Here is a 23,963-nt window from a genome sequence, read left to right as displayed (position 1 = left end):
TCAGTAGGCCACCCCCACCCCCTGCTTCACCGTCTCCCCGGCGTCGACCATCGACAGCATCGCGTGCGCGACGTCCGCGCGCGCGATGAAGCGGCCCTTGGGCGGGAAGCCGCCGATCACCGTGCGGTAGCGCCCGGTGAGCGGCTTGTTCTGCAGACGCGGCGGCCGTACGGACGTCCAGTCGGTGCCGCTGCGGGCCAGCTCGGCCTCCATCTCGCGCAGATCGGCGTAGACGTCCTTCAGGATCGCCGACACGAGGCCCCGCATCCCGCGGTCCAGGGCGCCGTCGTCCGCCGGAGCCGGGCCGACCGGGGCGGCGCTGACCACCAGCAGCCGGCGTACGCCCTCCGCCTCCATGGCGCCGAGGACCGTACGCGTCAGCCGGGTCGCCACCCCGGCGTCCTTGCGGCTGCGGGCGCCCAGGCCGGACAGGACCGCGTCGCGGCCCCGGACGGCGGCGCGCAGCTCCTCCGGGTCGGTCAGACCGCTGCGGGCGACCTCCAGACGGTCCCCGGTGACGCCGAGCCGGGCGGGGTCCCGTACGACCGCCGTGACCTCGTGACCGGCGTCCAGGGCCTGACGGACCAGCTCCCGGCCGATCCCTCCCGTGGCGCCGAAAACCGTCAGCTTCATGGTGACTCCTCTGTTCTCCCGAGAGGTGGGTGAATACTTACTCACCCTGCTGCACCCTAGAGTGGGTAAGCACTCACCCACCCGTCAAGCAGCAAGGGAGCCCCATGGAGACGAAGCCGGCGCGTGTCCGCATCCTCGACGCCGCCCACGAGCTGATGCTCACCGTCGGACTCGCCCGCGCCACCACCAAGGAGATCGCCCGCGCGGCCGGCTGCTCCGAAGCGGCCCTCTACAAGTACTTCGACAGCAAGGAAGAGCTGTTCGTACGGGTTCTCGCCGAGCGCCTGCCCCGGCTCGCCCCGCTGCTCGACAGCCTCGCCGCCGAACCCGGACGGGGCACCCTGGAGGAGAACCTCACCGAGATCGCCCGCCAGGCCGCTCTGTTCTACGAGCAGAGCTTCCCGATCGCCGCCTCCCTGTACGCCGAGACCCAGCTCAAGCGGCGCCACTACGACGCCCTGCGCACCATCGGCTCCGGCCCGCACGTGCCCCTCCAGGGCCTGGACGCCTATCTCCGCGCCGAACAGGCCGCCGGCCGGGTCCGCGGCGGCGCCGACACCTACGCCGCGGCCTCGCTCCTCCTGGGTGCCTGCGCCCAGCGCGCCTTCGCCTACGACGCCACCGAGAGCGGCGAACGGCCGCCCGTCGACGACTTCGCCGCCCGGCTGGCGCGGACCCTGCTGGGCGGAATCTCCGTTGCGGACAGCCCATGAGCCCCGCCAGCCTGCTGCCATGAGGCACCACCCGTGCGGCTGAGACTGCGGGAGTTCCGGCCGCGCACCGGGCCGTACACCCACCGGATCGTCCAGCCCCGGCACCCCCTGCGCCACACCTCGCTGCGCGCCCCCGACCCCATCGGCCTGCTGCTCGGCGACCACGACGGGCTCAGCCGGCTCGCCGGCCTGTTCTCCTTCGCGGCCTGCTCCCGGCACACGATCGTCCACGTGCCGCTGCGCGACAGCGTCCCGCCCGACGAGGGCGTCGGCGAGCCGGTCGACCTCGTCCTCGCCCATGACAGCCTCGGCCTGCGCCCCAGCCGGTGGCCCGAGCTGCGCCGCGGGCTACGGCAGGGCACCCCGCTGACCGTCCGCACCGACGAGGCGCGCACCGCGCGGGACGCCGCCGCCTGGCGCGCACGCCAGGAGCGCATCGGCTTCCGGGAAGAGCTGAGGCACGCCACGCACGCGCGTGCCCTCTTCCTCTTCGGCAACCGGGACATGTTCGCCGACACGGCGATCCGGCTCGCTCGCGCGGCGGGCCACGGACCGCACCAGGAGGGGGTCGGCGAGGGACACATGGCGTACCTGGGATCGGTGTTCCACCTGGCCGATCCGCCCGGCGGCGGACACCCGGTCGAGCTGATGATCCGCTTCAAGCCCTGTCCGCCCTACGCCCACTTCAGGCCGCCGGGCGCGCCAGCCAGTCGTCCACGCCGGCCAGCAGCCGCGCCCTGACCTCCTCCGGGGCCGCCGAACCCCGGACCGACTGCCGGGCCAGCTCCGCGAGTTCGGCGTCCGTGAAGCCGTGGGCGTGGCGGGCGATCTCGTACTGGGCGGCCAGCCGGGAGCCGAACAGCAGCGGGTCGTCGGCGCCCAGGGCCATCGGGACGCCCGCCTCGAAGAGCGTGCGCAGGGGCACGTCCTCGGGCTTCTCGTAGACGCCGAGCGCCACGTTCGAGGCCGGGCAGACCTCGCAGGTCACGCCCCGGTCGGCCAGCCGCTTCAGCAGCCGCGGGTCCTCGGCCGCCCGCACCCCGTGCCCCACCCGTGTGGCGTGCAGGTCGTCCAGGCAGTCCCGGACCGACGCCGGGCCGGTCAGCTCGCCGCCGTGCGGGGCCGACAGCAGGCCGCCCTCACGCGCGATGTGGAAGGCCCGGTCGAAGTCCCGCGCCATGCCGCGCCGCTCGTCGTTCGAGAGCCCGAAGCCGACCACGCCCCGGTCCGCGTAGCGCACCGCCAGCCGGGCCAGGGTGCGCGCGTCCAGCGGGTGCTTCATCCGGTTCGCGGCGACCAGGACGCGCATACCGAGCCCGGTCTCCCGGGACGCCGTGTCCACCGCGTCCAGGATGATCTCCAGGGCCGGGATCAGCCCGCCCAGCCGGGGCGCGTACGACGTGGGGTCCACCTGGATCTCCAGCCAGCCCGAGCCGTCCTTCAGGTCCTCCTCCGCGGCCTCCCGGACCAGCCGCTGGATGTCCTCCGGCTCGCGCAGGCAGGAGCGCGCCGCGTCGTACAGCCGCTGGAAGCGGAACCAGCCCCGCTCGTCCGTGGCGCGCAGCCTGGGCGGTTCGCCGCTGGTCAGCGCGTCGGTCAGTGCCTCGGGCAGACGTACGCCGTACTTGTCGGCCAGTTCCAGGACGGTCCCCGGCCGCATCGAGCCGGTGAAGTGCAGGTGCAGGTGGGCCTTCGGCAGCTCAGAGAGATCACGTACACGCTCCATTCCCAGATCCTGCCGTACGCCACCGCCGTCCCGGTAGCCGTTTCCCCGTACGTGGGCTTGCTCGCACACAGAAGCGGGCCGTTCCCCCGGAGGGAAACGGCCCGCACGCGCGCGTGGCGGCCGGGAACTAGGCCCGCGCCTCCGCCAGCAGCTTCTGGATCCGGCTCACGCCCTCGACGAGGTCCTCGTCACCGAGCGCGTACGACAGCCGCAGGTAGCCGGGGGTGCCGAAGGCCTCGCCCGGGACGACCGCGACCTCGGCCTCCTCCAGGATCAGCGCGGCCAGCTCGACCGTGTCCTGCGGGCGCTTGCCGCGGATCTCCCTGCCGAGCAGCGCCTTCACCGAGGGGTAGGCGTAGAACGCGCCCTCGGGCTCCGGGCAGACCACGCCGTCGATCTCGTTGAGCATCGACACGATCTTCTTGCGGCGCCGGTCGAAGGCCTCGCGCATCTTCGCGACGGCCTCAAGGTCACCGGAGACGGCGGCCAGGGCGGCCACCTGGGCGACGTTCGAGACGTTCGAGGTGGCGTGCGACTGCAGGTTCGTCGCGGCCTTGACGACGTCCTTCGGGCCGATGACCCAGCCCACACGCCAGCCGGTCATGGCGTACGTCTTCGCCACACCGTTGACCACGACGCACTTGTCGCGCAGCTCGGGCAGGAGCGCGGGCAGGGACACGGCGGCGGCGTCGCCGTAGACCAGGTGCTCGTAGATCTCGTCGGTGAGCACCCACAGGCCGTGCTCGACGGCCCAGCGGCCGATCGCCTCGGTCTCGGCCTCGGAGTACACCGCGCCGGTCGGGTTGGACGGCGAGACGAAGAGCACGACCTTCGTCTTCTCCGTGCGCGCCGCCTCCAGCTGCTCCACGGAGACGCGGTAGCCGGTCGTCTCGTCGGCGACGACCTCCACCGGGACACCGCCCGCGAGGCGGATCGACTCCGGGTACGTCGTCCAGTACGGCGCCGGGACGATGACCTCGTCGCCCGGGTCGAGGATCGCGGCGAACGCCTCGTAGATGGCCTGCTTGCCGCCGTTGGTGACGAGGATCTGCGAGACGTCGGGCTCCCAGCCGGAGTCGCGCAGCGTCTTCGCGGCGATCGCGGCCTTCAGCTCGGGCAGGCCGCCGGCCGGCGTGTAGCGGTGGTACTTCGGGTTCTTGCAGGCCTCGACGGCCGCCTCGACGATGTAGTCCGGGGTCGGGAAGTCGGGCTCACCTGCGCCGAAGCCGATCACCGGACGCCCGGCGGCCTTCAGGGCCTTGGCCTTGGCGTCCACGGCGAGGGTGGCGGACTCGGAGATCGCGCCGACTCGGGCGGAGACCCGGCGCTCGGTGGGTGGGATTGCAGCGCTCATGCGGCCCATCGTTCCAGACCGGAAATCCCCCCGGCACGCGGGTTTCACAGACTGAACAGCAAGGGGTCGAGGCGTGAACACGGGTCCGAATCCGGTCTCCGGCCAGGACGATCTTTGGTCGCGCGCCTCTGGACGGGCAGTTTCTGTTCGACGCCGGGCCGCGGACCACGTACACTCTCACCTCGTTGGCCTTCAGCAGCCGCGGCCGAGCCGGTGCACACCGCGCACCCGGTCGGATGCGGTACGTTGGGGGACACACAAAGGGTCGTAGCTCAATTGGTAGAGCACCGGTCTCCAAAACCGGCGGTTGGGGGTTCAAGTCCCTCCGGCCCTGCTACACACACCGCCAGGATGTGTGCGCATGTACGTACAGCAATGCACCGCCGTGCGGCTCAGAAACCGGGCGCGGCACGGCCACGACCCGGGATCAGGTGAGGACTATGACGGACGCCGTGGGCTCCATCGACACGCCTGATGCCGACGAGGTGCCCGAGTCCAAGAAGAAGGCTCGCAAGGGCGGCAAGCGCGCCAAGAAGGGCCCGCTCAAGCGCCTCGCCACCTTCTACCGCCAGGTCATCGCGGAACTCCGCAAGGTCGTCTGGCCGTCGCGTAACCAGCTGACTTCGTACACCACCGTGGTGATCTTCTTCGTCGCCATCATGATCGCCCTGGTGACCGTGATTGACTATGGGCTCAACCACGCGGCCAAGTACGTCTTCGGCTGAGCCAAGAGCGAAGGGCGCCGTGGCACCGGCGCCCGTTTTCGCATGTTCCACCCCTATGTATCCAGGAAGAAGCAGCCATCGTGTCTGACCCGAACCTGAACGACGCCATCGAGCCGGACGAGACGGTGGATGACGAGCTGGACATCGTCGAGGGCGCGGACGAGCAGGACGAGTTCGAGGCTGCCGAGGCCGAGGCGGGTGAGCCGGCCGAGGAGGCCGCCCTGCACACCGAGGACGAGGGCGAAGAGGCCGACGAGGCCGACGAGGCCGACGAGGAAGCCGCTGTCGCGGAAGCCGTCGAGGAGGAGCCGGCCGCCCCGGTCGACCCGATCGCCGCCCTGCGCGAGGAACTGCGCACCCTGCCCGGCGAGTGGTACGTCATCCACACGTACGCCGGCTACGAGAACCGCGTGAAGACCAACCTGGAGCAGCGCGCCGTCTCGCTGAACGTCGAGGACTACATCTTCCAGGCCGAGGTGCCGCAGGAAGAGGTCGTCCAGATCAAGAACGGCGACCGCAAGACGATCAAGCAGAACAAGCTGCCGGGTTACGTTCTGGTCCGCATGGACCTGACCAACGAGTCCTGGGGCGTCGTCCGCAACACGCCGGGCGTCACCGGCTTCGTCGGCAACGCCTACGACCCGTACCCGCTGACCCTGGACGAGATCGTCAAGATGCTCGCCCCGGAGGCCGAGGAGAAGGCCGCCCGCGAGGCCGCCGAGGCCGAGGGCAAGCCCGCCCCGCAGCGCAAGGTCGAGGTCCAGGTCCTGGACTTCGAGGTCGGCGACTCGGTCACCGTCACCGACGGCCCGTTCGCCACGCTCCAGGCCACCATCAACGAGATCAACCCCGACTCGAAGAAGGTCAAGGGCCTGGTCGAGATCTTCGGCCGCGAGACCCCGGTCGAGCTGTCCTTCGACCAGATCCAGAAGAACTGAACACACGTCCCGAGGGCGCCCCGCCGGTGAGCACCGGGCCGGGGCGCCCTCGTCGTGTGCGGCCCGCCGTCCTCGGCGCGGTGGCCGCCCTGGTGCTGCTGGTGGCGACGTACGTCCTCGTCCTCCCGGCCGCCTGGCTGCGCACCGAGGTCCGGGGCGCGGAGCCGGCCACGGCCACGTTCCACGACGGGGCGTGCTTCCTCGGCGGCTGCGCCGTCACCTTCTCGCTGGAGGGCGAGGACGTGACGACCGGCCTCCCGCTCGGCACGCGCGCGCGTGGCCACGCCGAAGGCGACACCGTGGACGTGCGGTACGCGCCCGGCGAGCCGGAGCGGATCGCGCTCGCCGACGACACCGGGCGCGGGAGCGTGGCCGTACTGCTCGCGGTGCCGGGCGGTGCGACGCTGCTCGCGCTGCTCGCCGGGGCCGCGCACGTGCTGCGCGGTCGACGGACCGAGAACCCCGCGCACCCCGCCTGACCTGGGCGATTTCTTGTCCCGAGGGGACAGCGGCTATCGTGGTGCGGTATGCCATCTGCGGGATCATGCGACGCATGGATCCGGATCACATGGATCCGGATGGCGCGGATGGCAATCAACCTCTCAGTAAGGACCCGGAGAGAGCATGCCTCCCAAGAAGAAGAAGGTCACGGGGCTCATCAAGCTCCAGATCAACGCCGGTGCGGCGAACCCCGCTCCGCCGGTCGGCCCCGCGCTCGGTCAGCACGGCGTCAACATCATGGAGTTCTGCAAGGCCTACAACGCCGCGACCGAGTCGCAGCGTGGCTGGGTCATCCCGGTGGAGATCACGGTCTACGAGGACCGCTCCTTCACCTTCGTCACCAAGACGCCGCCGGCCGCGAAGATGATCCTCAAGGCCGCGGGTGTCGAGAAGGGCTCCGGCGAGCCGCACAAGACCAAGGTCGCCAAGATCACCGAGGCGCAGGTCCGCGAGATCGCCCAGACCAAGATGCCCGACCTCAACGCGAACGACCTGGACGCCGCGTCGAAGATCATCGCCGGCACCGCCCGCTCCATGGGCATCACGGTCGAGGGCTGAACCCACCCCCAGCAGTCCATGCGGCCGTAGCCGGTCGCACGTGGCAGGGCCTGCTCGGCCCGGATACCACGACTCCTTTCAGAACACACAGGAGCAAGTTGTGAGCAAGCGCAGCAAGGCTCTCCGCGCTGCGGACGCCAAGGTCGACCGGGAGAAGCTGTACGCCCCGCTCGAGGCCGTCCGTCTCGCCAAGGAGACCTCCACGACCAAGTTCGACTCCACCGTCGAGGTCGCCTTCCGTCTGGGTGTCGACCCGCGCAAGGCCGACCAGATGGTCCGTGGCACCGTGAACCTTCCGCACGGCACCGGTAAGACCGCCCGGGTCCTGGTCTTCGCGACCGGCGACCGTGCCGAGGCCGCGCGTGCCGCGGGCGCCGACATCGTCGGCGCCGACGAGCTGATCGACGAGGTGGCGAAGGGCCGTCTGGACTTCGACGCCGTCGTCGCCACCCCGGACCTCATGGGCAAGGTCGGCCGCCTCGGCCGCGTCCTCGGCCCGCGTGGTCTGATGCCGAACCCGAAGACCGGCACCGTCACCCCCGACGTCGCCAAGGCCGTCACCGACATCAAGGGCGGCAAGATCGAGTTCCGCGTCGACAAGCACTCGAACCTGCACTTCATCATCGGCAAGGCGTCCTTCGACGACGCCAAGCTGGTGGAGAACTACGGCGCCGCGCTGGAGGAGATCCTCCGTCTGAAGCCGTCCGCCGCCAAGGGTCGCTACATCAAGAAGGCCGCCATCACCACCACGATGGGCCCCGGCATCCCGGTCGACCCGAACCGCACCCGTAACCTCCTCGTCGAGGAGGACCCGGCCGCCGTCTGAGCCCTCCGCTCAGCCCGGTAGCCGCGTCAGGTACGCGTAAAGAAAAGGGCGGGCCCGGAACCCAGGAGGTTCCGGGCCCGTCCTTTCGTTGTACGACCTTTCGCACGACTGTTAGGGGCCTGGGATACGGTGCAGGCACAGGACACGCATAGGGGTGGGAGCAGATGAAGAGCACGACCGCGCGCCGGGCGACCCTTTCCATAGCGGTGGTGGCCGCGCTGACCGGAGTGGCCGCCTGCGGTTCCTCCGACTCCGACAAGGGCGGTGACAAGGCGGCCGGCAAGAGCGAGATCCACGTCAGCCCCATAGCCGCCCTGCGTTCCGCCGAGAAGTCCACCGCCAACGCCGACTCGGCCAAGGTGCGTTCCACCACGTCCGTCGGCGACACCATGTCGATGACCGCGAACGGCGCCCTCACCTGGGGCAACGGCCTCAAGGGCAACCTCACCATCACCTACACCGGCGGCCAGCTGGCCGAGATGATGAAGAAGGCCGGCACCTCCTCCATGGAGGCCCGCTACCTGCCGGACGCCTACTACGCCCACATGAGCGACGCCTACGCCCAGCAGGCGGGCGGCGGCAAGCACTGGATCAAGTACTCGTACGACGACCTCGCCAAGCTCGGCGGCGCCTCCGGTTCGTACATGAAGGACCAGATCCAGAACGCCACGCCGAACCAGTCCGTGAAGATGCTGCTGGCCTCCGGCGACGTCAAGAAGGTCGGCGAGGAGAAGGTCTCCGGCGTCGCGACCACCCACTACTCGGGCACGGTGAACGTCGCGGAGCTGGCCGACAAGACCAGCAACCTCAGCGCAGAGCAGATGTCGGCCCTGAAGAAGCAGCTCAGCCAGGCCGGCGTCACCACCGACACCGTCGACATCTGGATCAACGACCAGAACCTGCTGGTCAAGAAGTCCGAGAAGGCCGCCATGGCCAACGGCACCATGACCAACACGACCTTCTACACCGACTACGGCGTGAAGGTCACCGCCGAGGCGCCCCCGGCCGGCGACACCAAGGACTTCGCGGACCTGCTGAAGTCCGCCGGTACCGCCACGGGCGGCACCGGCACCGTCTCCTGACCCGGAGGCACCCCGCGAACCCCTGAGGCGCGCCCCCGGGCGTGCTGTGCGCCGGCCTGAGCGCCCTCGGGGGAGTTCCGGGTGAAGTTTCTGCGCGTACGTCGGCCGCCGGCCGCGAGAGGCCCCAGGGCCCCGCGGCGGCGGCCGTCGCCCGTGAACGGCCCGATTTGCTCGGCGGCGCCCCGGTCCCGTACTCTCTTGCCGAAGCCAAAGACCGCTGGTCGTTGCCGTGCACTCGAACGAGGGCGCGGTGGCCGAAGGATCCGCTGAAAAGTGGACGACCCGCGCAGGTGACTGTGGAAGAACTCCCGGAGTGCGCGCGCCGAGCGCGTGTACGGCCGGTCGAGTCCGCCCCGTGCGCCTGCGCCGGGGCGTTTCGTTTCCCCAGTCCTCCTTCGGGTCCGCGCGGTCCGAATCACCCGGAAGGAGGCCGAGGCTCTATGGCGAGGCCCGACAAGGCTGCCGCGGTTGCCGAGCTGACGGACAAGTTCCGCAGCTCCAACGCCGCCGTGCTGACCGAGTACCGCGGTCTCACCGTGGCGCAGCTCAAGACGCTGCGCCGGTCGCTCGGTGAGAACGCCCAGTACGCCGTGGTGAAGAACACGCTGACCAAGATTGCGGCCAAGGAGGCCGGGATCACGCTGGAGGACCAGCTCTTCGCTGGCCCGACGGCCGTCGCCTTCGTCACCGGTGACCCGGTGGAGTCGGCGAAGGGTCTGCGCGACTTCGCCAAGGACAACCCCAATCTCGTCATCAAGGGCGGTGTCCTGGAGGGCAAGGCCCTCTCCGCCGACGAGATCAAGAAGCTTGCGGACCTCGAGTCCCGCGAGGTTCTGCTCGCCAAGCTGGCGGGCGCCATGAAGGGCAAGCAGTCCCAGGCTGCCTCGCTCTTCCAGGCGCTCCCGTCGAAGCTCGTCCGCACCGTGGACGCGCTGCGCGCCAAGCAGGCCGAGCAGGGCGGTGCCGAGTAATTCGGCTCGCATCATGACCGCCGCCTCCAGGCAGCGGTCGTAGCGGGCCGAACGTACGCCCGCCAGTCATGTACATCCGGCACCAGCCGAATTAGTGGAAGGAAAGCCAACATGGCTCTCACCCAGGACGAACTGCTCGCCGAGTTCGAGGGCATGACCCTGATCCAGCTCGCCGAGTTCGTGAAGGCGTTCGAGGAGAAGTTCGACGTCACCGCCGCCGCTGCCGCGCCGGTCGTCGTCGCCGGTGGTGCCGCTGGTGGCGCCGCCGCCGAGGCCGTCGAGGAGAAGGACGAGTTCGACGTCATCCTCACCGGCGCCGGCGACAAGAAGATCCAGGTCATCAAGGTCGTGCGTGAGCTGACCTCCCTGGGTCTGAAGGAGGCCAAGGACCTCGTCGACGGCACCCCGAAGCCGGTCCTCGAGAAGGTCAACAAGGAGGCCGCTGACAAGGCCGCCGAGGCCCTCAAGGGCGCCGGTGCCTCCGTCGAGGTCAAGTAAGACCTTCGCGACCGCAGAAGCGGCCCTCTAGGGCTGTAACGCGAACGCACCGAAGGGCGATCATCCATCCGGGTGGTCGCCCTTCGGCGTTCCCCGGGGTGCGGCCCGGGCTGCCTTGCACCTGTGTTCGTGAGGGGTAAGGTGATCTTCGTCGTGTCTCCGGTCGGTCCATGCCGGGCTGGGGGGCCTTGACGAACCGCACGCAGCGCGCAATTCTCAGGACGCGTCGTCACAAGGATCCGAATCCGAGGCATGGATCGACGGCGAAGAGGGCAGTATGAACGTGCGTTGAGGGCAGACATGCCGAGGGCGTTGACAAGGGCGTTGAGCACAACGAGGGTCTTCGAAAACCCGCACTGGACATCAGTGTGCCAAGTGGCTACACTGACCCTTTGCGCTGCCTGTTAGCTGTCCCCTGCCCGTCACCAGGGGTCTGCCCTCACCTGAGCACAGTTGACCGAACCCCCCTGACCTGGGGTTTCCGTCGCTGTGTACGGGAGAGGGACCGGTACGCGCGTAGTGAGTCCGAGCCCTCGGAAGGACCCCCTCTTGGCCGCCTCGCGCAACGCCTCGACCGCGAATACGAACAACGGCGCCAGCACCGCCCCGCTGCGCATCTCCTTTGCAAAGATCAAGGAGCCTCTCGAGGTTCCGAACCTGCTCGCGCTGCAGACCGAGAGCTTCGACTGGCTGCTCGGAAACACCGCTTGGCAGAGTCGGGTCGAGGAGGCTCTTGAGAACGGTCAGGACGTCCCCACCAAGTCCGGTCTGGAGGAGATCTTCGAGGAGATCTCCCCGATCGAGGACTTCTCCGGGTCGATGTCGCTGACGTTCCGGGACCACCGCTTCGAGCCGCCGAAGAACTCCATCGACGAGTGCAAGGAGCGCGACTTCACGTACGCGGCTCCGCTCTTCGTCACCGCCGAGTTCACCAACAACGAGACCGGTGAGATCAAGTCCCAGACCGTCTTCATGGGCGACTTCCCGCTCATGACGAACAAGGGCACTTTCGTCATCAACGGCACCGAGCGTGTCGTGGTGTCGCAGCTGGTCCGTTCCCCCGGTGTCTACTTCGACTCCAGCATCGACAAGACGTCCGACAAGGACATCTTCTCCGCCAAGATCATCCCGTCCCGGGGTGCCTGGCTGGAGATGGAGATCGACAAGCGCGACATGGTCGGTGTCCGTATCGACCGCAAGCGCAAGCAGTCGGTCACCGTGCTGCTGAAGGCGCTCGGCTGGACGACCGAGCAGATCCTTGAGGAGTTCGGCGACTACGAGTCGATGCGCGCCACCCTGGAGAAGGACCACACCCAGGGCCAGGACGACGCGCTGCTCGACATCTACCGCAAGCTGCGTCCGGGCGAGCCCCCCACGCGTGAGGCCGCGCAGACGCTCCTTGAGAACCTCTACTTCAACCCGAAGCGCTACGACCTCGCCAAGGTCGGCCGCTACAAGGTCAACAAGAAGCTGGGTGCGGACGCCCCGCTCGACGCGGGCATCCTGACCGTCGAGGACATCATCTCGACGATCAAGTACCTGGTGCAGCTGCACGCCGGCGAGACCGAGACCACCGGTGACAACGGCGACACGATCGTTGTCGAGACGGACGACATCGACCACTTCGGCAACCGTCGTCTGCGCAGCGTCGGCGAGCTGATCCAGAACCAGGTCCGTACGGGTCTCGCCCGTATGGAGCGGGTCGTGCGCGAGCGCATGACCACTCAGGACGTCGAGGCGATCACGCCGCAGACCCTGATCAACATCCGGCCGGTCGTCGCCTCCATCAAGGAGTTCTTCGGCACCAGCCAGCTGTCCCAGTTCATGGACCAGAACAACCCGCTGTCCGGTCTCACGCACAAGCGTCGTCTCTCGGCGCTCGGCCCCGGTGGTCTGTCCCGTGAGCGGGCCGGCTTCGAGGTCCGAGACGTGCACCCCTCGCACTACGGCCGCATGTGCCCGATCGAGACCCCTGAAGGCCCGAACATCGGTCTGATCGGCTCGCTCGCCTCCTACGGCCGGGTCAACGCGTTCGGTTTCGTCGAGACCCCGTACCGCAAGGTCATCGACGGCCAGGTCACCGACGAGGTCGACTACCTGACCGCCGACGAGGAGGACCGCTTCGTCATCGCGCAGGCCAACGCGCCGCTGACCAGCGACCTCCGCTTCGAGGAGAACCGCGTGCTCGTCCGCCGTCGTGGCGGCGAGGTCGACTACGTCGGCCCCGAGGACGTGGACTACATGGACGTCTCGCCGCGCCAGATGGTGTCGGTCGCGACCGCCATGATCCCCTTCCTCGAGCACGACGACGCCAACCGTGCCCTCATGGGCGCGAACATGATGCGCCAGGCCGTTCCGCTGATTAAGTCGGAGGCCCCGCTCGTCGGTACGGGCATGGAGTACCGCTCCGCCGTCGACGCCGGCGACGTCGTCAAGGCCGAGAAGGCCGGTGTGGTCCAGGAGGTCTCCGCGGACTACATCACCACCGCCAACGACGACGGCACGTACATCACGTACCGCCTGGCCAAGTTCGCCCGCTCCAACCAGGGCACCTCGGTCAACCAGAAGGTCATCGTCAACGAGGGCGACCGCGTCATCGAGGGCCAGGTCCTCGCCGACGGCCCGGCCACCCAGAACGGCGAGATGGCCCTCGGCAAGAACCTGCTCGTGGCGTTCATGCCGTGGGAGGGTCACAACTACGAGGACGCGATCATCCTGTCGCAGCGCCTCGTGCAGGACGACGTCCTCTCCTCGATCCACATCGAGGAGCACGAGGTCGACGCCCGTGACACCAAGCTCGGCCCCGAGGAGATCACCCGGGACATCCCGAACGTCTCCGAGGAGGTCCTCGCCGACCTCGACGAGCGCGGCATCATCCGCATCGGCGCCGAGGTCATCGCCGGCGACATCCTCGTCGGCAAGGTCACCCCGAAGGGCGAGACCGAGCTGACCCCCGAGGAGCGCCTGCTGCGCGCGATCTTCGGTGAGAAGGCCCGTGAGGTCCGTGACACCTCGCTGAAGGTGCCGCACGGCGAGACCGGCAAGGTCATCGGCGTGCGCGTCTTCGACCGCGAGGAGGGCGACGAGCTGCCGCCGGGCGTGAACCAGCTGGTCCGCGTCTACGTCGCGCAGAAGCGCAAGATCACCGACGGTGACAAGCTCGCCGGCCGCCACGGCAACAAGGGTGTCATCTCCAAGATCCTGCCGATCGAGGACATGCCGTTCCTGGAGGACGGCACCCCGGTCGACATCATCCTCAACCCGCTGGGTGTGCCGTCCCGAATGAACCCGGGACAGGTTCTGGAGATCCACCTCGGCTGGCTCGCCAGCCGCGGCTGGGACGTCTCCGGTCTCGCCGACGAGTGGGCCCAGCGCCTGCAGGTCATCGGCGCCGACCAGGTCGCCCCGCGCACCAACGTCGCGACCCCGGTCTTCGACGGTGCCCGCGAGGACGAGCTGGCGGGTCTGCTGCAGCACACCATCCCGAACCGCGACGGTGACCGTCTGGTCCTCCCGTCCGGCAAGGCGCGGCTGTTCGACGGCCGTAGCGGTGAGCCGTTCCCGGACCCGATCTCGGTCGGCTACATGTACATCCTGAAGCTGCACCACCTGGTCGACGACAAGCTGCACGCCCGCTCGACCGGTCCGTACTCGATGATCACCCAGCAGCCGCTGGGTGGTAAGGCCCAGTTCGGTGGCCAGCGGTTCGGTGAGATGGAGGTGTGGGCCCTTGAGGCCTACGGCGCCGCGTACGCCCTCCAGGAGCTGCTGACCATCAAGTCCGACGACGTCACCGGCCGCGTGAAGGTCTACGAGGCCATCGTCAAGGGCGAGAACATCCCCGAGCCCGGCATCCCCGAGTCCTTCAAGGTGCTCATCAAGGAGATGCAGTCGCTCTGTCTGAACGTGGAGGTGCTGTCCAGCGACGGTATGTCCATCGAGATGCGCGACACCGACGAGGACGTCTTCCGCGCTGCGGAGGAGCTCGGCATCGACCTGTCCCGGCGCGAGCCGAGCAGCGTCGAAGAGGTCTGACGGGAGTCCGGCGGGGCCCTGACCCACAAGGGCCCCGCCGACCCCCAGGCCCCCGTTTCAGACCACAGACTTACAACCCTGAGAGGGATTGACGCATAGTGCTCGACGTCAACTTCTTCGACGAGCTCCGGATCGGTCTGGCCACCGCTGACGACATCCGCCAGTGGAGCCACGGCGAGGTCAAGAAGCCGGAGACCATCAACTACCGCACGCTCAAGCCCGAAAAGGACGGACTCTTCTGCGAGAAGATCTTCGGTCCTACCCGGGACTGGGAGTGCTACTGCGGCAAGTACAAGCGCGTCCGCTTCAAGGGCATCATCTGCGAGCGCTGCGGCGTCGAGGTCACGCGCGCCAAGGTGCGCCGTGAGCGGATGGGCCACATCGAGCTGGCCGCGCCCGTCACGCACATCTGGTACTTCAAGGGCGTCCCGTCGCGCCTGGGCTACCTGCTCGACCTGGCCCCGAAGGACCTGGAGAAGGTCATCTACTTCGCGGCGTACATGATCACGTACGTCGACGAGGAGCGCCGCACCCGCGACCTGCCCTCCCTGGAGGCGCACGTCTCGGTCGAGCGCCAGCAGATCGAGAACCGCCGCGACGCCGACCTGGAGGCCCGCGCCAAGAAGCTCGAGGCCGACCTGGCCGAGCTGGAGGCCGAGGGTGCCAAGGCCGACGTGCGCCGCAAGGTGCGCGAGGGTGCCGAGCGCGAGATGAAGCAGCTGCGCGACCGTGCGCAGCGCGAGATCGACCGTCTCGACGAGGTGTGGAACCGGTTCAAGAACCTCAAGGTCCAGGACCTGGAGGGCGACGAGCTGCTCTACCGCGAGCTGCGTGACCGCTTCGGCACGTACTTCGACGGCTCGATGGGTGCCGCGGCGCTGCAGAAGCGCCTGGAGTCCTTCGACCTCGAGGAGGAGGCCGAGAAGCTCCGCGAGATCATCCGCACCGGCAAGGGCCAGAAGAAGACCCGTGCCCTCAAGCGGCTGAAGGTCGTCTCCGCGTTCCTGCAGACGTCCAACAGCCCCAAGGGCATGGTCCTGGACTGCGTCCCGGTCATCCCGCCGGACCTGCGTCCGATGGTGCAGCTGGACGGTGGCCGCTTCGCGACCTCCGACCTGAACGACCTGTACCGCCGTGTGATCAACCGCAACAACCGCCTGAAGCGCCTTCTCGACCTCGGTGCGCCCGAGATCATCGTGAACAACGAGAAGCGCATGCTCCAGGAGGCCGTCGACGCGCTCTTCGACAACGGCCGTCGTGGTCGCCCGGTCACGGGCCCCGGCAACCGTCCGCTGAAGTCCCTCAGCGACATGCTGAAGGGCAAGCAGGGTCGATTCCGTCAGAACCTGCTCGGCAAGCGAGTCGACTACTCGGCGCGTTCCGTCATCGTCGTCGGCCCGCAGCTCAAGCTGCACCAGTGCGGTCTGCCCAAGGCCATGGCGCTGGAGCTCTTCAAGCCGTTCGTGATGAAGCGCCTGGTCGACCTGAACCACGCGCAGAACATCAAGAGCGCCAAGCGCATGGTGGAGCGCGGCCGTACGGTCGTGTACGACGTCCTCGAAGAGGTCATCGCCGAGCACCCGGTTCTGCTGAACCGTGCTCCCACCCTGCACCGCCTCGGCATCCAGGCCTTCGAGCCGCAGCTGGTCGAGGGCAAGGCCATCCAGATCCACCCGCTCGTCTGCACCGCGTTCAACGCGGACTTCGACGGTGACCAGATGGCCGTGCACCTGCCGCTGTCCGCGGAGGCGCAGGCCGAGGCCCGCATCCTGATGCTGTCCTCGAACAACATCCTCAAGCCGGCCGACGGCCGTCCGGTGACGATGCCGACCCAGGACATGGTCCTCGGTCTGTTCTTCCTCACCACCGACGGCGAGCTGCGTGACACCAAGGGCGAGGGCCGGTCCTTCGGCTCCACGGCCGAGGCGATCATGGCGTTCGACGCCGGCGAGCTGGCGCTCCAGTCGCCCGTGGACATCCGCTTCCCGGTGGGCACCATCCCGCCGCGCGGCTGGACCCCGCCGGCGCGCGAGGAGGGCGAGCCCGAGTGGCAGCAGGGTGACACCTTCCGCCTGCGGACGACCCTGGGCCGTGCGCTCTTCAACGAGCTGCTGCCCGAGGACTACCCGTTCGTCGACTACTCGGTGGGCAAGAAGCAGCTCTCCGAGATCGTCAACGACCTCGCCGAGCGCTACCCCAAGGTCATCGTGGCGGCGACGCTCGACAACCTGAAGGCGGCCGGCTTCTACTGGGCGACCCGTTCCGGTGTCACCGTGGCCATCTCCGACGTCGTCGTTCCCGAGGCGAAGAAGGAGATCGTCCGCGGCTACGAGGCGCAGGACGAGAAGGTCCAGAAGCAGTACGAGCGCGGTCTGATCACCAAGGAAGAGCGCACTCAGGAGCTCATCGCGATCTGGACCAAGGCGACCAACGAGGTCGCCGAGGCGATGAACGAGAACTTCCCCAAGACGAACCCCATCTTCATGATGGTTGACTCGGGTGCCCGAGGAAACATGATGCAGATGCGGCAGATCGCCGGTATGCGTGGTCTGGTGTCGAACGCGAAGAACGAGACCATCCCGCGTCCGATCAAGGCGTCCTTCCGTGAGGGCCTGTCCGTGCTGGAGTACTTCATCTCCACGCACGGTGCCCGTAAGGGTCTGGCGGACACCGCCCTGCGTACCGCCGACTCGGGTTACCTGACCCGTCGTCTGGTGGACGTCTCGCAGGACGTCATCATCCGCGAGGAGGACTGCGGCACCGAGCGCGGCCTCAAGCTCCACATCGCGGAGGTCGGCGCGGACGGCGTGCTGCGCAAGGCGGACAACGTCGAGACGTCCGTGTACGCGCGCTGCCTCGCCGAGGACATCGTGGTCGACGGACGCGTGCTGGCCCCGGCCGGCACCGACCTCGGCGACGTGCTCATCGACGAGCTGGTCAAGCACGGCGTCGCGGAGGTCAAGACCCGCTCGGTCCTGACCTGTGAGTCCGCCGTCGGCACCTGCGCGATGTGCTACGGCCGCTCGCTGGCCACCGGCAAGCTGGTCGACATCGGTGAGGCGGTCGGCATCATCGCCGCCCAGTCCATCGGTGAGCCCGGTACCCAGCTGACGATGCGTACCTTCCACACCGGTGGTGTGGCCGGTGACGACATCACCCAGGGTCTGCCCCGTGTCGTCGAGCTCTTCGAGGCTCGTACGCCCAAGGGTGTCGCCCCGATTTCGGAGGCCTCCGGCCGCGTCCGTATCGAGGAGACCGAGAAGACCAAGAAGATCGTCGTCACCCCGGACGACGGCAGCGACGAGACGGCGTACCCGATCTCGAAGCGCGCCAAGGTCCTGGTCCGCGAGGGCGACCACGTCGAGGTGGGCCAGCAGCTCACCGTGGGTGCCACCAACCCGCACGACGTGCTGCGCATCCTGGGTCAGCGTGCCGTCCAGGTCCACCTGGTCGGCGAGGTCCAGAAGGTGTACAACTCGCAGGGTGTGTCGATCCACGACAAGCACATCGAGATCATCATCCGGCAGATGCTCCGCCGCGTGACGATCATCGAGTCCGGCGACGCCGAGCTGCTGCCCGGTGAGCTGGTCGAGCGCTCGAAGTTCGAGACCGAGAACCGTCGTGTGGTCCAGGAGGGCGGTCACCCGGCCTCCGGTCGTCCGCAGCTCATGGGTATCACCAAGGCCTCGCTGGCCACGGAGTCCTGGCTGTCGGCGGCGTCCTTCCAGGAGACGACGCGAGTCCTCACCGACGCGGCGATCAACGCCAAGTCGGACTCGCTCATCGGCCTCAAGGAGAACGTCATCATCGGTAAGCTCATCCCGGCCGGTACGGGTCTGTCCCGCTACCGCAACATCCGGGTCGAGCCGACCGAGGAGGCCAAGGCCGCGATGTACTCGGCCGTCGGCTACGACGACATCGACTACTCGCCGTTCGGCACGGGCTCCGGCCAGGCCGTTCCGCTGGAGGACTACGACTACGGTCCGTACAACCAGTAAGCGAGCAGCTTGAACTGAAGGGCGGTCACCCCCCGGGGTGACCGCCCTTCGGCGTGTCCGGGCTCAGTGGGGCGGCTGTGGAGGGAGATACGGCTGGAGGTACGGCTGGAGGTACGGCTGTAGGTGGTGCAGGCGGGTGTGGTGGTCCGGATGGGAGGAGAGCAGCTTGCTCAGGGCACTCTCCTGGACGGGCACACCGCCGTTGCGGGCGGCCAGTGCGGCCTGCTCGTACTGCTGCTGCTGGTGCAGCTTGCCGAGGACTGCGGCCAGCATGGGGGCGAAGCCCAGCGCCGCCGCGTGTTCGTCGGCGCGCAGCTCCGAACGGCGGCCGACCGCGGCGAGCGCGTACGGCACACCCAGGATGAGCAGGGGGAGGCCGTAGAGCGAGCTGATGGTCGCCAGCGCGATGCCGCCGATGAGGAGGACGACGAAGGCGATGCCCAGGCAGCCGAAGCCACGCGACACCTTGTACGCGATCCCGGAGACGGTCTTCAGGAGCCGCCAGGCGATCCGGCCGGGCAGTGCGTACCAGTAGCCGAGCAGCCCGGACCAGGCGTGACCGCCGACATGGTGGCCCAGCTCGTGGGCCAGGACGGCGGCCAGCTCGCCGTTGGGCAGCTGGTTCATGGCGAAGCGGGTGACGCCGACGATGTGGCCGGCCGCCGCGACCGCGTTCAGGCTGTCGCTGTCCTCGACCCAGAGTTCGTAGGTGCGGCCCTCGATGCCCGCGCGGGCCGCGACCTCACGCCAGACCGGTTCGAGTGTGGCTCGTTCCTGTGGTGTGGGGCGGCGCAGCCTGAGCATATGGCGCGCAAGGGCGCTTTCCGCGGGCCGGTAGAAGGCGAGTGCGCCGCTGGCGAGCCAGGCCAGGACCAGGAGAATGCCGAGGCCGCCGAAGAACAGGGAGACCAGGCCGACGACGAAGAGGCTGCACAGGAAGTTCGGCAGGTGCAGGAGCAGGCTGCCGACCGCGGTGGCGTCGGTACGGCGCTGGTCCTTGCGGATGTGCACCCGGCCGTGGTCGGTGCTGATGTGGTGCGGGTGCATCTCGGGCGGAACGGCCGCCGCCGCGTACGGGGGCTGCGGGTACGGCGCCGAATGGGCGGAAGGCGGCTGGGTCGGCTGCGGGTACTGCGGCGGCTGTGGGTGGTGGGGAGCCGGCGTCGCGTTCGGGTAGGAGGGGGCTTGCGGGTACTCGGGCGGCTGGGCCGGGTGCGGGTACCGCGGGGGCTGCGTCATCTCGGTTCCTGGTGGGTCGTTCGTCGGGGACGTCGGCGGTCGGGCCGGCCAGGTCGGCCGGTCAGCCGGTCAGCAGCGCGGCGGGCAGCAGGACCGTGCCGGTGCAGAAGGCGATCAGGCCGGTCCGGATCCAGGCGTGCTTGCGGGCGGCGATCCGGCTCGTCTCGGTGAGTGCCGCGGTCAGCCCCGCCAGGGGGTTGCGCTCGGTGTCCGCGAGCGCGGTCTCCAAGTGGCCGTGGCGGACGGCGTCGTGGATGTCGCCGAAGTACGAGAGCGGCTGTCCCGGCGTCCAGGTGCCGGAGCGGTAGCGGGGGAGGACCGCCAGGAGCAGCGCGAAGAGGGAGGTGGCCAGGGCTGCCGTCCCGGACCACCACAGGAGCGCGCCCGGCGCGGAGAGCGCGGCCGGGGTCCAGCCGCGTCCGGCCAGCAGCCCGCTGAACACGCCGGCCGTCATCCCGAGGGCGGCCACCAGAACGGACGCCTTGCTGTCCGCCCGCGCGATCTCCGTGCGCAGATCGGTCAGGAGCCGCTCGCAGAGCCGGGTGCGCTCCGCGGAACCGGTGCTCCGGGGCGGGTCGGCGGCCGGGCCGGGCGGGGGGCCGACGGTCGTCAAGCTTCGCTCCCCGTGACGGAGTCGTCCTGCCCGTCCGGCGAGGCGTCGGGGGGCGCGGGTGCCGGGGGCTGGGTGGGCATGGCCGGCGCGGTGCCGTAGCCGGGCGGCGGCTGCCAGGCCGGGGGCGCCGGCATGGGGGCGGGTGCGGCGGGCACACCGGGAGGCGCGCCGGTGTGCGGGACCGGCGGGGCGTAGGCCGTGGGCGGCTGCCAGGTGGGCGGGGCGGGGGCGGGGGCGCCCGGTGCGGGCTCTGCCGGCTGAGGGGCACGGAACTGATCCGGGAGCGGCACACGGTCCTGCCCGGCGGCCTGGGGCTGCTCCCCTTGCGTCCGAGGTCCGCCCGGCTCACCGTACGGGCTCTCGTGGCCCGCTCCGCGTACGTCCCCGTGCTGGGGCGGGAGCAGGGGCGGGGACTGGGGGATCCCCGGAAGGCGCTGGTTGAGGATGTCGCTGACCGTCTGCAGGGCGAGCTGCTTGGGGCCCTCCAGCTCGTAGCTCTCGGCCGTGTCGCTGCTCAGGAGCTGCTTCACCAGTTCCATCTGGGCCTGGATCATGCGCAGTTGGTCGTCCCGCATGCTGGTCATGACGAGGCGCGAGTCCTCCGGGTGCTGGGCGAGGTGCAGTGCCCATGCCTGTACGCCGCCCTGCTGCAGGTGCCACTGGTAGAACTCGATCTTCTGGGCCTCGATGCGCTGGAGTTCCAGCATCTGCTGCCCTTGCTGCAGGGCCAGTTCGTGCTGCCACCGTTGCTGCTGCAGCGCGAGTTCCTGCTGCTGGTGTCCGTACGCCAGGGCACGTTCGATCTGGAGCGCGTCCTGCTGCCGGTGGCGGCGCTCCACCTCGACGTCGATCGCCATGCCGCGCTCGGCCGCGCGGATCTGCTCGGCGGCGGAGTGGTCGATGGCCTGCAGGCGGCGCTGGTGGTCGATGTTCTCCTGGTCGCGGCGCAGCCGGAGGGTCCAGGTGACCTGCAGTCCCGCGGTCGCCCCGAGGGGGCCGAGGACGGTGACCGCCTGCAGCAGCTCCCGCTCCGCGGCGGCGCTGTCGGCGATGGCGAACCGCCGGGTCACCGGCCGGGCCGCCCGCTGCAGTTCGCCCAGCACGAGCTGCGGCACGTCCCGGTGCCCGCTCGCCACGAACCGGGCCGGGTCGAGGACCTGCCAGGAGAGGTCGACCGCGGCCGTGAACTCGAACGCGTCGTTGTCACTGGGCAGGGTCAGGTCGGCCGAGAAGGGGTGAACGCCCATGTCCACCTCGTACACGGCGGTGTACCGCCTGGCTGCGATCTCGCCGCGGGTGGGGCGCCGTGGCGGCAGATACGGGTCGTAGCCGCCCTTGGGGTTGGCGAAGACGAGAGCGTGGTCGATCCGGACGAGCGACTTGAGGCCCAGGTCGAAGCGGCCGAGCTGGCGCACGGTGAGTACCGGGTCGACCAGCTCGGTGTGCCGGTCCGCCTGCTGCTGCCACTCGGGCGGGCGGTGGAAAGCGGGCATGGTGCGTTTCTCCTCGGGTAATGCAGCTCGGGGATGCAGAAGGTCAGCGGGGCGCGAGGACCGCGTGCAGGCGGACGGCGACCGCGGGCGGGGGAGCGCCGTCCTCGCCGGGCATGGTCCGCAGCAGATGGCTCAGCCGCTCGTACTCGGCGGACGTGGTGACCAGCCGGGGCAGCAGGGCGGCCAGCGTCCACTCGGTGGCGGTGGCCCGGTCCGCGATCAGCACCCAGTCCTGCAGAACGGCGAGCGCGCGCGTGGTGGTACGCGGGTCGGCGAGCGCGGCCCGCCACAGGAGGGGGATGTCCTCCGCTCCGCTCGCGCCCTTCTCCGTCGCCCGGGAGTACCAGGCGAGGACCAGCGGACTGCCGTACCGCTCGTCCTCCTGGGTGTGCGTGCAGGCGCTCAGGAAGCCGTGCAGCGCCAGCTCGCGCACGGGCCGGCTGTCGTCGATGTGGGCGCGGAGCTCACTGAGGGCGGCGTTGCCGGTGGCGGAGAGCAGCAGCAGGTCCACGGCCTCGGCGAGTTCACGTCCCGTCTCCCCGTCGAAGCCGTCCGGATCCTCCGTGACCAGCCTGTGGGCGGCGCCCCGCAGTGCGGCGAGCGCCTGCTCCGGCCGTTCCGGTCCGATCAGCCCGTACGCCCGTACGGCCACCCAGCGCAGCCGCGGGTCGTCGCCCGCGCACCAGCCGTCGAGGATGCGGGGGACGTACGGTGTGCCGACGAGGTGGGCGAGGGTGAGCGCGTTGACGGCGGTCAGCCGGTGCCGGAACCGCTTCGAGGTGCCCCAGGGTTCGATGACCAGCGCCATCGCCGAGGGCAGGTCGGTGCGGGCGAGGACCGCGACGGTGGAAGCGGCGCGGGTGCGGACCAGGGGACGGCCGTCGTCGGCGAGGCGGCGCAGCCAGCCGATCAGCGCGGGCCGGGCCGACGGATGCCCGGTCCACACCTCGCGCAGAAGCACGTAGGAGACCCGCTCGTCGACGAACCTGGCCTTCTGCTGGGGCACGGGACCCCACTCGGTGTGCTCGTCCTCCTCGTACCTCTCCGCGCGGGCCAGCTGGAGACGTTTGCCGATGTGCGTGCCGAAGACGGGGACCTCGGGGACGAGGGACCGGTTCCAGGTCTCCTGGAGGAAGCGGTAGAGCAGGTCGCTGACCTCGGCGGTGAGGGCGTACGGTGCGCCGTCGAAGGCGGCGAGGGCCACCAGGAACGCCTTGTCCCGCAGATGGATCGAGGCCTCGTCCTCCTCGAACCACTCCTGGACCTGGCTCTCGAGCGAGACGAGCGAGAACTGTGCGACGGCGTCCGCGCCCTCCTCGCCGGCCGCGTACCGGGACAGGATCCGGGCGAAGGCGGCGACCTCGCGCAACTGGTGACTGCGGCCGAGGAACGCGGTGACGTCGGGGAGTTCGAGCAGCTTGGCGGTGGTCTCGGCGTCGGTACGGGTGTGCAGCTGGGCGGCCAGGACGTCGGCTGCGGCGGGCGGCTGCCAGGCCGCGACGAACGGCACGTCCTCCAGCACGGCGGTGGGGTCGACGGTGACGATCAGATAGCCGTGCTCGCCCAGCCGGTCGCGGGCGGCGAGCAGGTGGGTTTCGCGCAGCGGGCGGTCGCGGCGGGTGGCCAGGTCGCACAGGACGTAGCCGCGGGACCGGTCCTCGTCGACGGTGACCTGCTCGGCGAGGGCGTTCGGGCCGGTGTCGCGGTCCAGGGTGCGCACCGAGGACAGGCCGAGGCGGTGCAGCAGCATCAGCGCGGCCGTGCGCCGGCCGGTGAAGCGGGCGCCGGACAGGACCAGCACGTGGTCGCGGCGCAGTCGGTCGAGGAGGCCGACGACGACGTCCTCATCGGCGACGAAGTCCTCGGCCAGCCGCTCCAGGGTGGCCGTGGGGACCTCGCCGGACACGGACGCCGATGTCGCGAGGCCCGGTATCGAGAAGTGGTACACCGTCTTGGTGCCCATGATCACGTCGCCGTCGACCTGGTTGCCCGTGACGTTGTTCTGGTCGCCGCCGACCGTGCCGCCGCCGAAGCGTGCCCGGGCGCCGATGCTCATGCTC

At 69.6% G+C, this 23,963-nt stretch carries 19 protein-coding genes and 1 tRNA gene; 13 read left to right on the top strand and 7 right to left on the bottom strand.

Annotation, left to right across the window (positions count from 1 at the left end):
* Nucleotides 1-633: an NAD(P)H-binding protein gene (locus tag ABZ937_RS01375; RefSeq protein ID WP_361684394.1), complete on the bottom strand. Its 633-nt coding sequence runs from the start codon at nt 631-633 to the stop codon at nt 1-3.
* Nucleotides 634-737: 104 nt separating this feature from the next.
* On the opposite strand from ABZ937_RS01375, the gene ABZ937_RS01370 reads away from it, so the two are divergent.
* A complete protein-coding gene (locus tag ABZ937_RS01370) occupies nt 738-1,346 on the top strand; it encodes a helix-turn-helix domain-containing protein (RefSeq protein WP_361684392.1) in 609 nt (202 codons plus the stop codon).
* 33 nt (nt 1,347-1,379) lie between these two features.
* Complete coding sequence (locus ABZ937_RS01365) at nt 1,380-2,087, top strand: hypothetical protein (RefSeq protein ID WP_361684390.1); 708 nt, start codon at nt 1,380-1,382, stop codon at nt 2,085-2,087.
* On the opposite strand, the gene ABZ937_RS01360 is transcribed toward ABZ937_RS01365, so the two are convergent.
* Both ABZ937_RS01360 and ABZ937_RS01355 read right to left on the bottom strand, forming a co-directional pair.
* Nucleotides 2,032-3,072: an adenosine deaminase gene (locus ABZ937_RS01360; RefSeq protein ID WP_361684388.1), complete on the bottom strand. Its 1,041-nt coding sequence runs from the start codon at nt 3,070-3,072 to the stop codon at nt 2,032-2,034. The two genes, ABZ937_RS01365 and ABZ937_RS01360, sit on opposite strands and share 56 nt — an antisense overlap.
* Before the next feature lie 127 nt (nt 3,073-3,199).
* On the bottom strand, nt 3,200-4,426 hold the full coding sequence (locus ABZ937_RS01355) for a pyridoxal phosphate-dependent aminotransferase (RefSeq protein WP_361684386.1): 1,227 nt from the start codon (nt 4,424-4,426) through the stop codon (nt 3,200-3,202).
* A gap of 261 nt (nt 4,427-4,687) precedes the next feature.
* Between ABZ937_RS01355 and ABZ937_RS01350 the strand changes: the two genes are divergently transcribed.
* From ABZ937_RS01350 to ABZ937_RS01300, 11 genes are all read left to right on the top strand, one after another.
* Nucleotides 4,688-4,760 (top strand) — tRNA-Trp (locus ABZ937_RS01350).
* Nucleotides 4,761-4,866: 106 nt separating this feature from the next.
* Nucleotides 4,867-5,151: a preprotein translocase subunit SecE gene (gene secE / locus ABZ937_RS01345; RefSeq protein WP_361684384.1), complete on the top strand. Its 285-nt coding sequence runs from the start codon at nt 4,867-4,869 to the stop codon at nt 5,149-5,151.
* Between the two features lie 80 nt (nt 5,152-5,231).
* Nucleotides 5,232-6,089 carry a transcription termination/antitermination protein NusG gene (gene nusG / locus ABZ937_RS01340; RefSeq protein ID WP_361684382.1) on the top strand — a complete coding sequence of 286 codons (858 nt, stop codon included), beginning with the start codon at nt 5,232-5,234 and terminating at the stop codon, nt 6,087-6,089.
* A gap of 56 nt (nt 6,090-6,145) precedes the next feature.
* A complete protein-coding gene (locus tag ABZ937_RS01335) occupies nt 6,146-6,568 on the top strand; it encodes a hypothetical protein (RefSeq protein WP_361684380.1) in 423 nt (140 codons plus the stop codon).
* Between the two features lie 145 nt (nt 6,569-6,713).
* Nucleotides 6,714-7,148, top strand: a complete 435-nt coding sequence (rplK, locus tag ABZ937_RS01330) for a 50S ribosomal protein L11 (RefSeq protein WP_031167035.1) — start codon at nt 6,714-6,716, stop codon at nt 7,146-7,148.
* Nucleotides 7,149-7,248: 100 nt separating this feature from the next.
* Nucleotides 7,249-7,974 (top strand): 50S ribosomal protein L1, encoded by a 726-nt coding sequence (gene rplA, locus ABZ937_RS01325; protein ID WP_361684378.1) that lies wholly within the window; start codon nt 7,249-7,251, stop codon nt 7,972-7,974.
* A 164-nt stretch (nt 7,975-8,138) separates the two neighbouring features.
* The gene (locus ABZ937_RS01320) at nt 8,139-9,056 is read left to right on the top strand and encodes a hypothetical protein (RefSeq protein ID WP_361684376.1); all 918 of its coding nucleotides are present in this window, start codon (nt 8,139-8,141) and stop codon (nt 9,054-9,056) included.
* A gap of 440 nt (nt 9,057-9,496) precedes the next feature.
* Nucleotides 9,497-10,027 carry a 50S ribosomal protein L10 gene (gene rplJ / locus ABZ937_RS01315; RefSeq protein WP_361684374.1) on the top strand — a complete coding sequence of 177 codons (531 nt, stop codon included), beginning with the start codon at nt 9,497-9,499 and terminating at the stop codon, nt 10,025-10,027.
* Nucleotides 10,028-10,138: 111 nt separating this feature from the next.
* The gene (gene rplL / locus ABZ937_RS01310) at nt 10,139-10,525 is read left to right on the top strand and encodes a 50S ribosomal protein L7/L12 (RefSeq protein ID WP_361684372.1); all 387 of its coding nucleotides are present in this window, start codon (nt 10,139-10,141) and stop codon (nt 10,523-10,525) included.
* Nucleotides 10,526-11,074: 549 nt separating this feature from the next.
* The gene (gene rpoB, locus ABZ937_RS01305) at nt 11,075-14,560 is read left to right on the top strand and encodes a DNA-directed RNA polymerase subunit beta (RefSeq protein WP_361684370.1); all 3,486 of its coding nucleotides are present in this window, start codon (nt 11,075-11,077) and stop codon (nt 14,558-14,560) included.
* 98 nt (nt 14,561-14,658) lie between these two features.
* Complete coding sequence (locus ABZ937_RS01300) at nt 14,659-18,558, top strand: DNA-directed RNA polymerase subunit beta' (protein ID WP_361684368.1); 3,900 nt, start codon at nt 14,659-14,661, stop codon at nt 18,556-18,558.
* A gap of 63 nt (nt 18,559-18,621) precedes the next feature.
* Here the strand turns inward: ABZ937_RS01300 and ABZ937_RS01295 are convergent, their stop codons facing one another.
* From ABZ937_RS01295 to ABZ937_RS01280, 4 genes are all read right to left on the bottom strand, one after another.
* Nucleotides 18,622-19,797 carry a M48 family metalloprotease gene (locus tag ABZ937_RS01295; RefSeq protein ID WP_361684366.1) on the bottom strand — a complete coding sequence of 392 codons (1,176 nt, stop codon included), beginning with the start codon at nt 19,795-19,797 and terminating at the stop codon, nt 18,622-18,624.
* A gap of 61 nt (nt 19,798-19,858) precedes the next feature.
* A complete protein-coding gene (locus tag ABZ937_RS01290) occupies nt 19,859-20,320 on the bottom strand; it encodes a Pycsar system effector family protein (protein ID WP_361684725.1) in 462 nt (153 codons plus the stop codon).
* Nucleotides 20,321-20,406: 86 nt separating this feature from the next.
* On the bottom strand, nt 20,407-21,903 hold the full coding sequence (locus tag ABZ937_RS01285) for a hypothetical protein (protein ID WP_361684364.1): 1,497 nt from the start codon (nt 21,901-21,903) through the stop codon (nt 20,407-20,409).
* 43 nt (nt 21,904-21,946) lie between these two features.
* Nucleotides 21,947-23,963, bottom strand: a 2,017-nt coding sequence (locus tag ABZ937_RS01280; protein WP_361684362.1) for a hypothetical protein, incomplete at its 5' end; no start/stop codon positions are given.

This window comes from Streptomyces sp. NPDC046727, assembly GCF_040645635.1.
Lineage (GTDB): Bacteria > Actinomycetota > Actinomycetes > Streptomycetales > Streptomycetaceae > Streptomyces.
The sequence above is the reverse complement of the archived record's forward strand: the minus strand, read 5'-3'. Positions and strand labels throughout refer to the sequence as shown.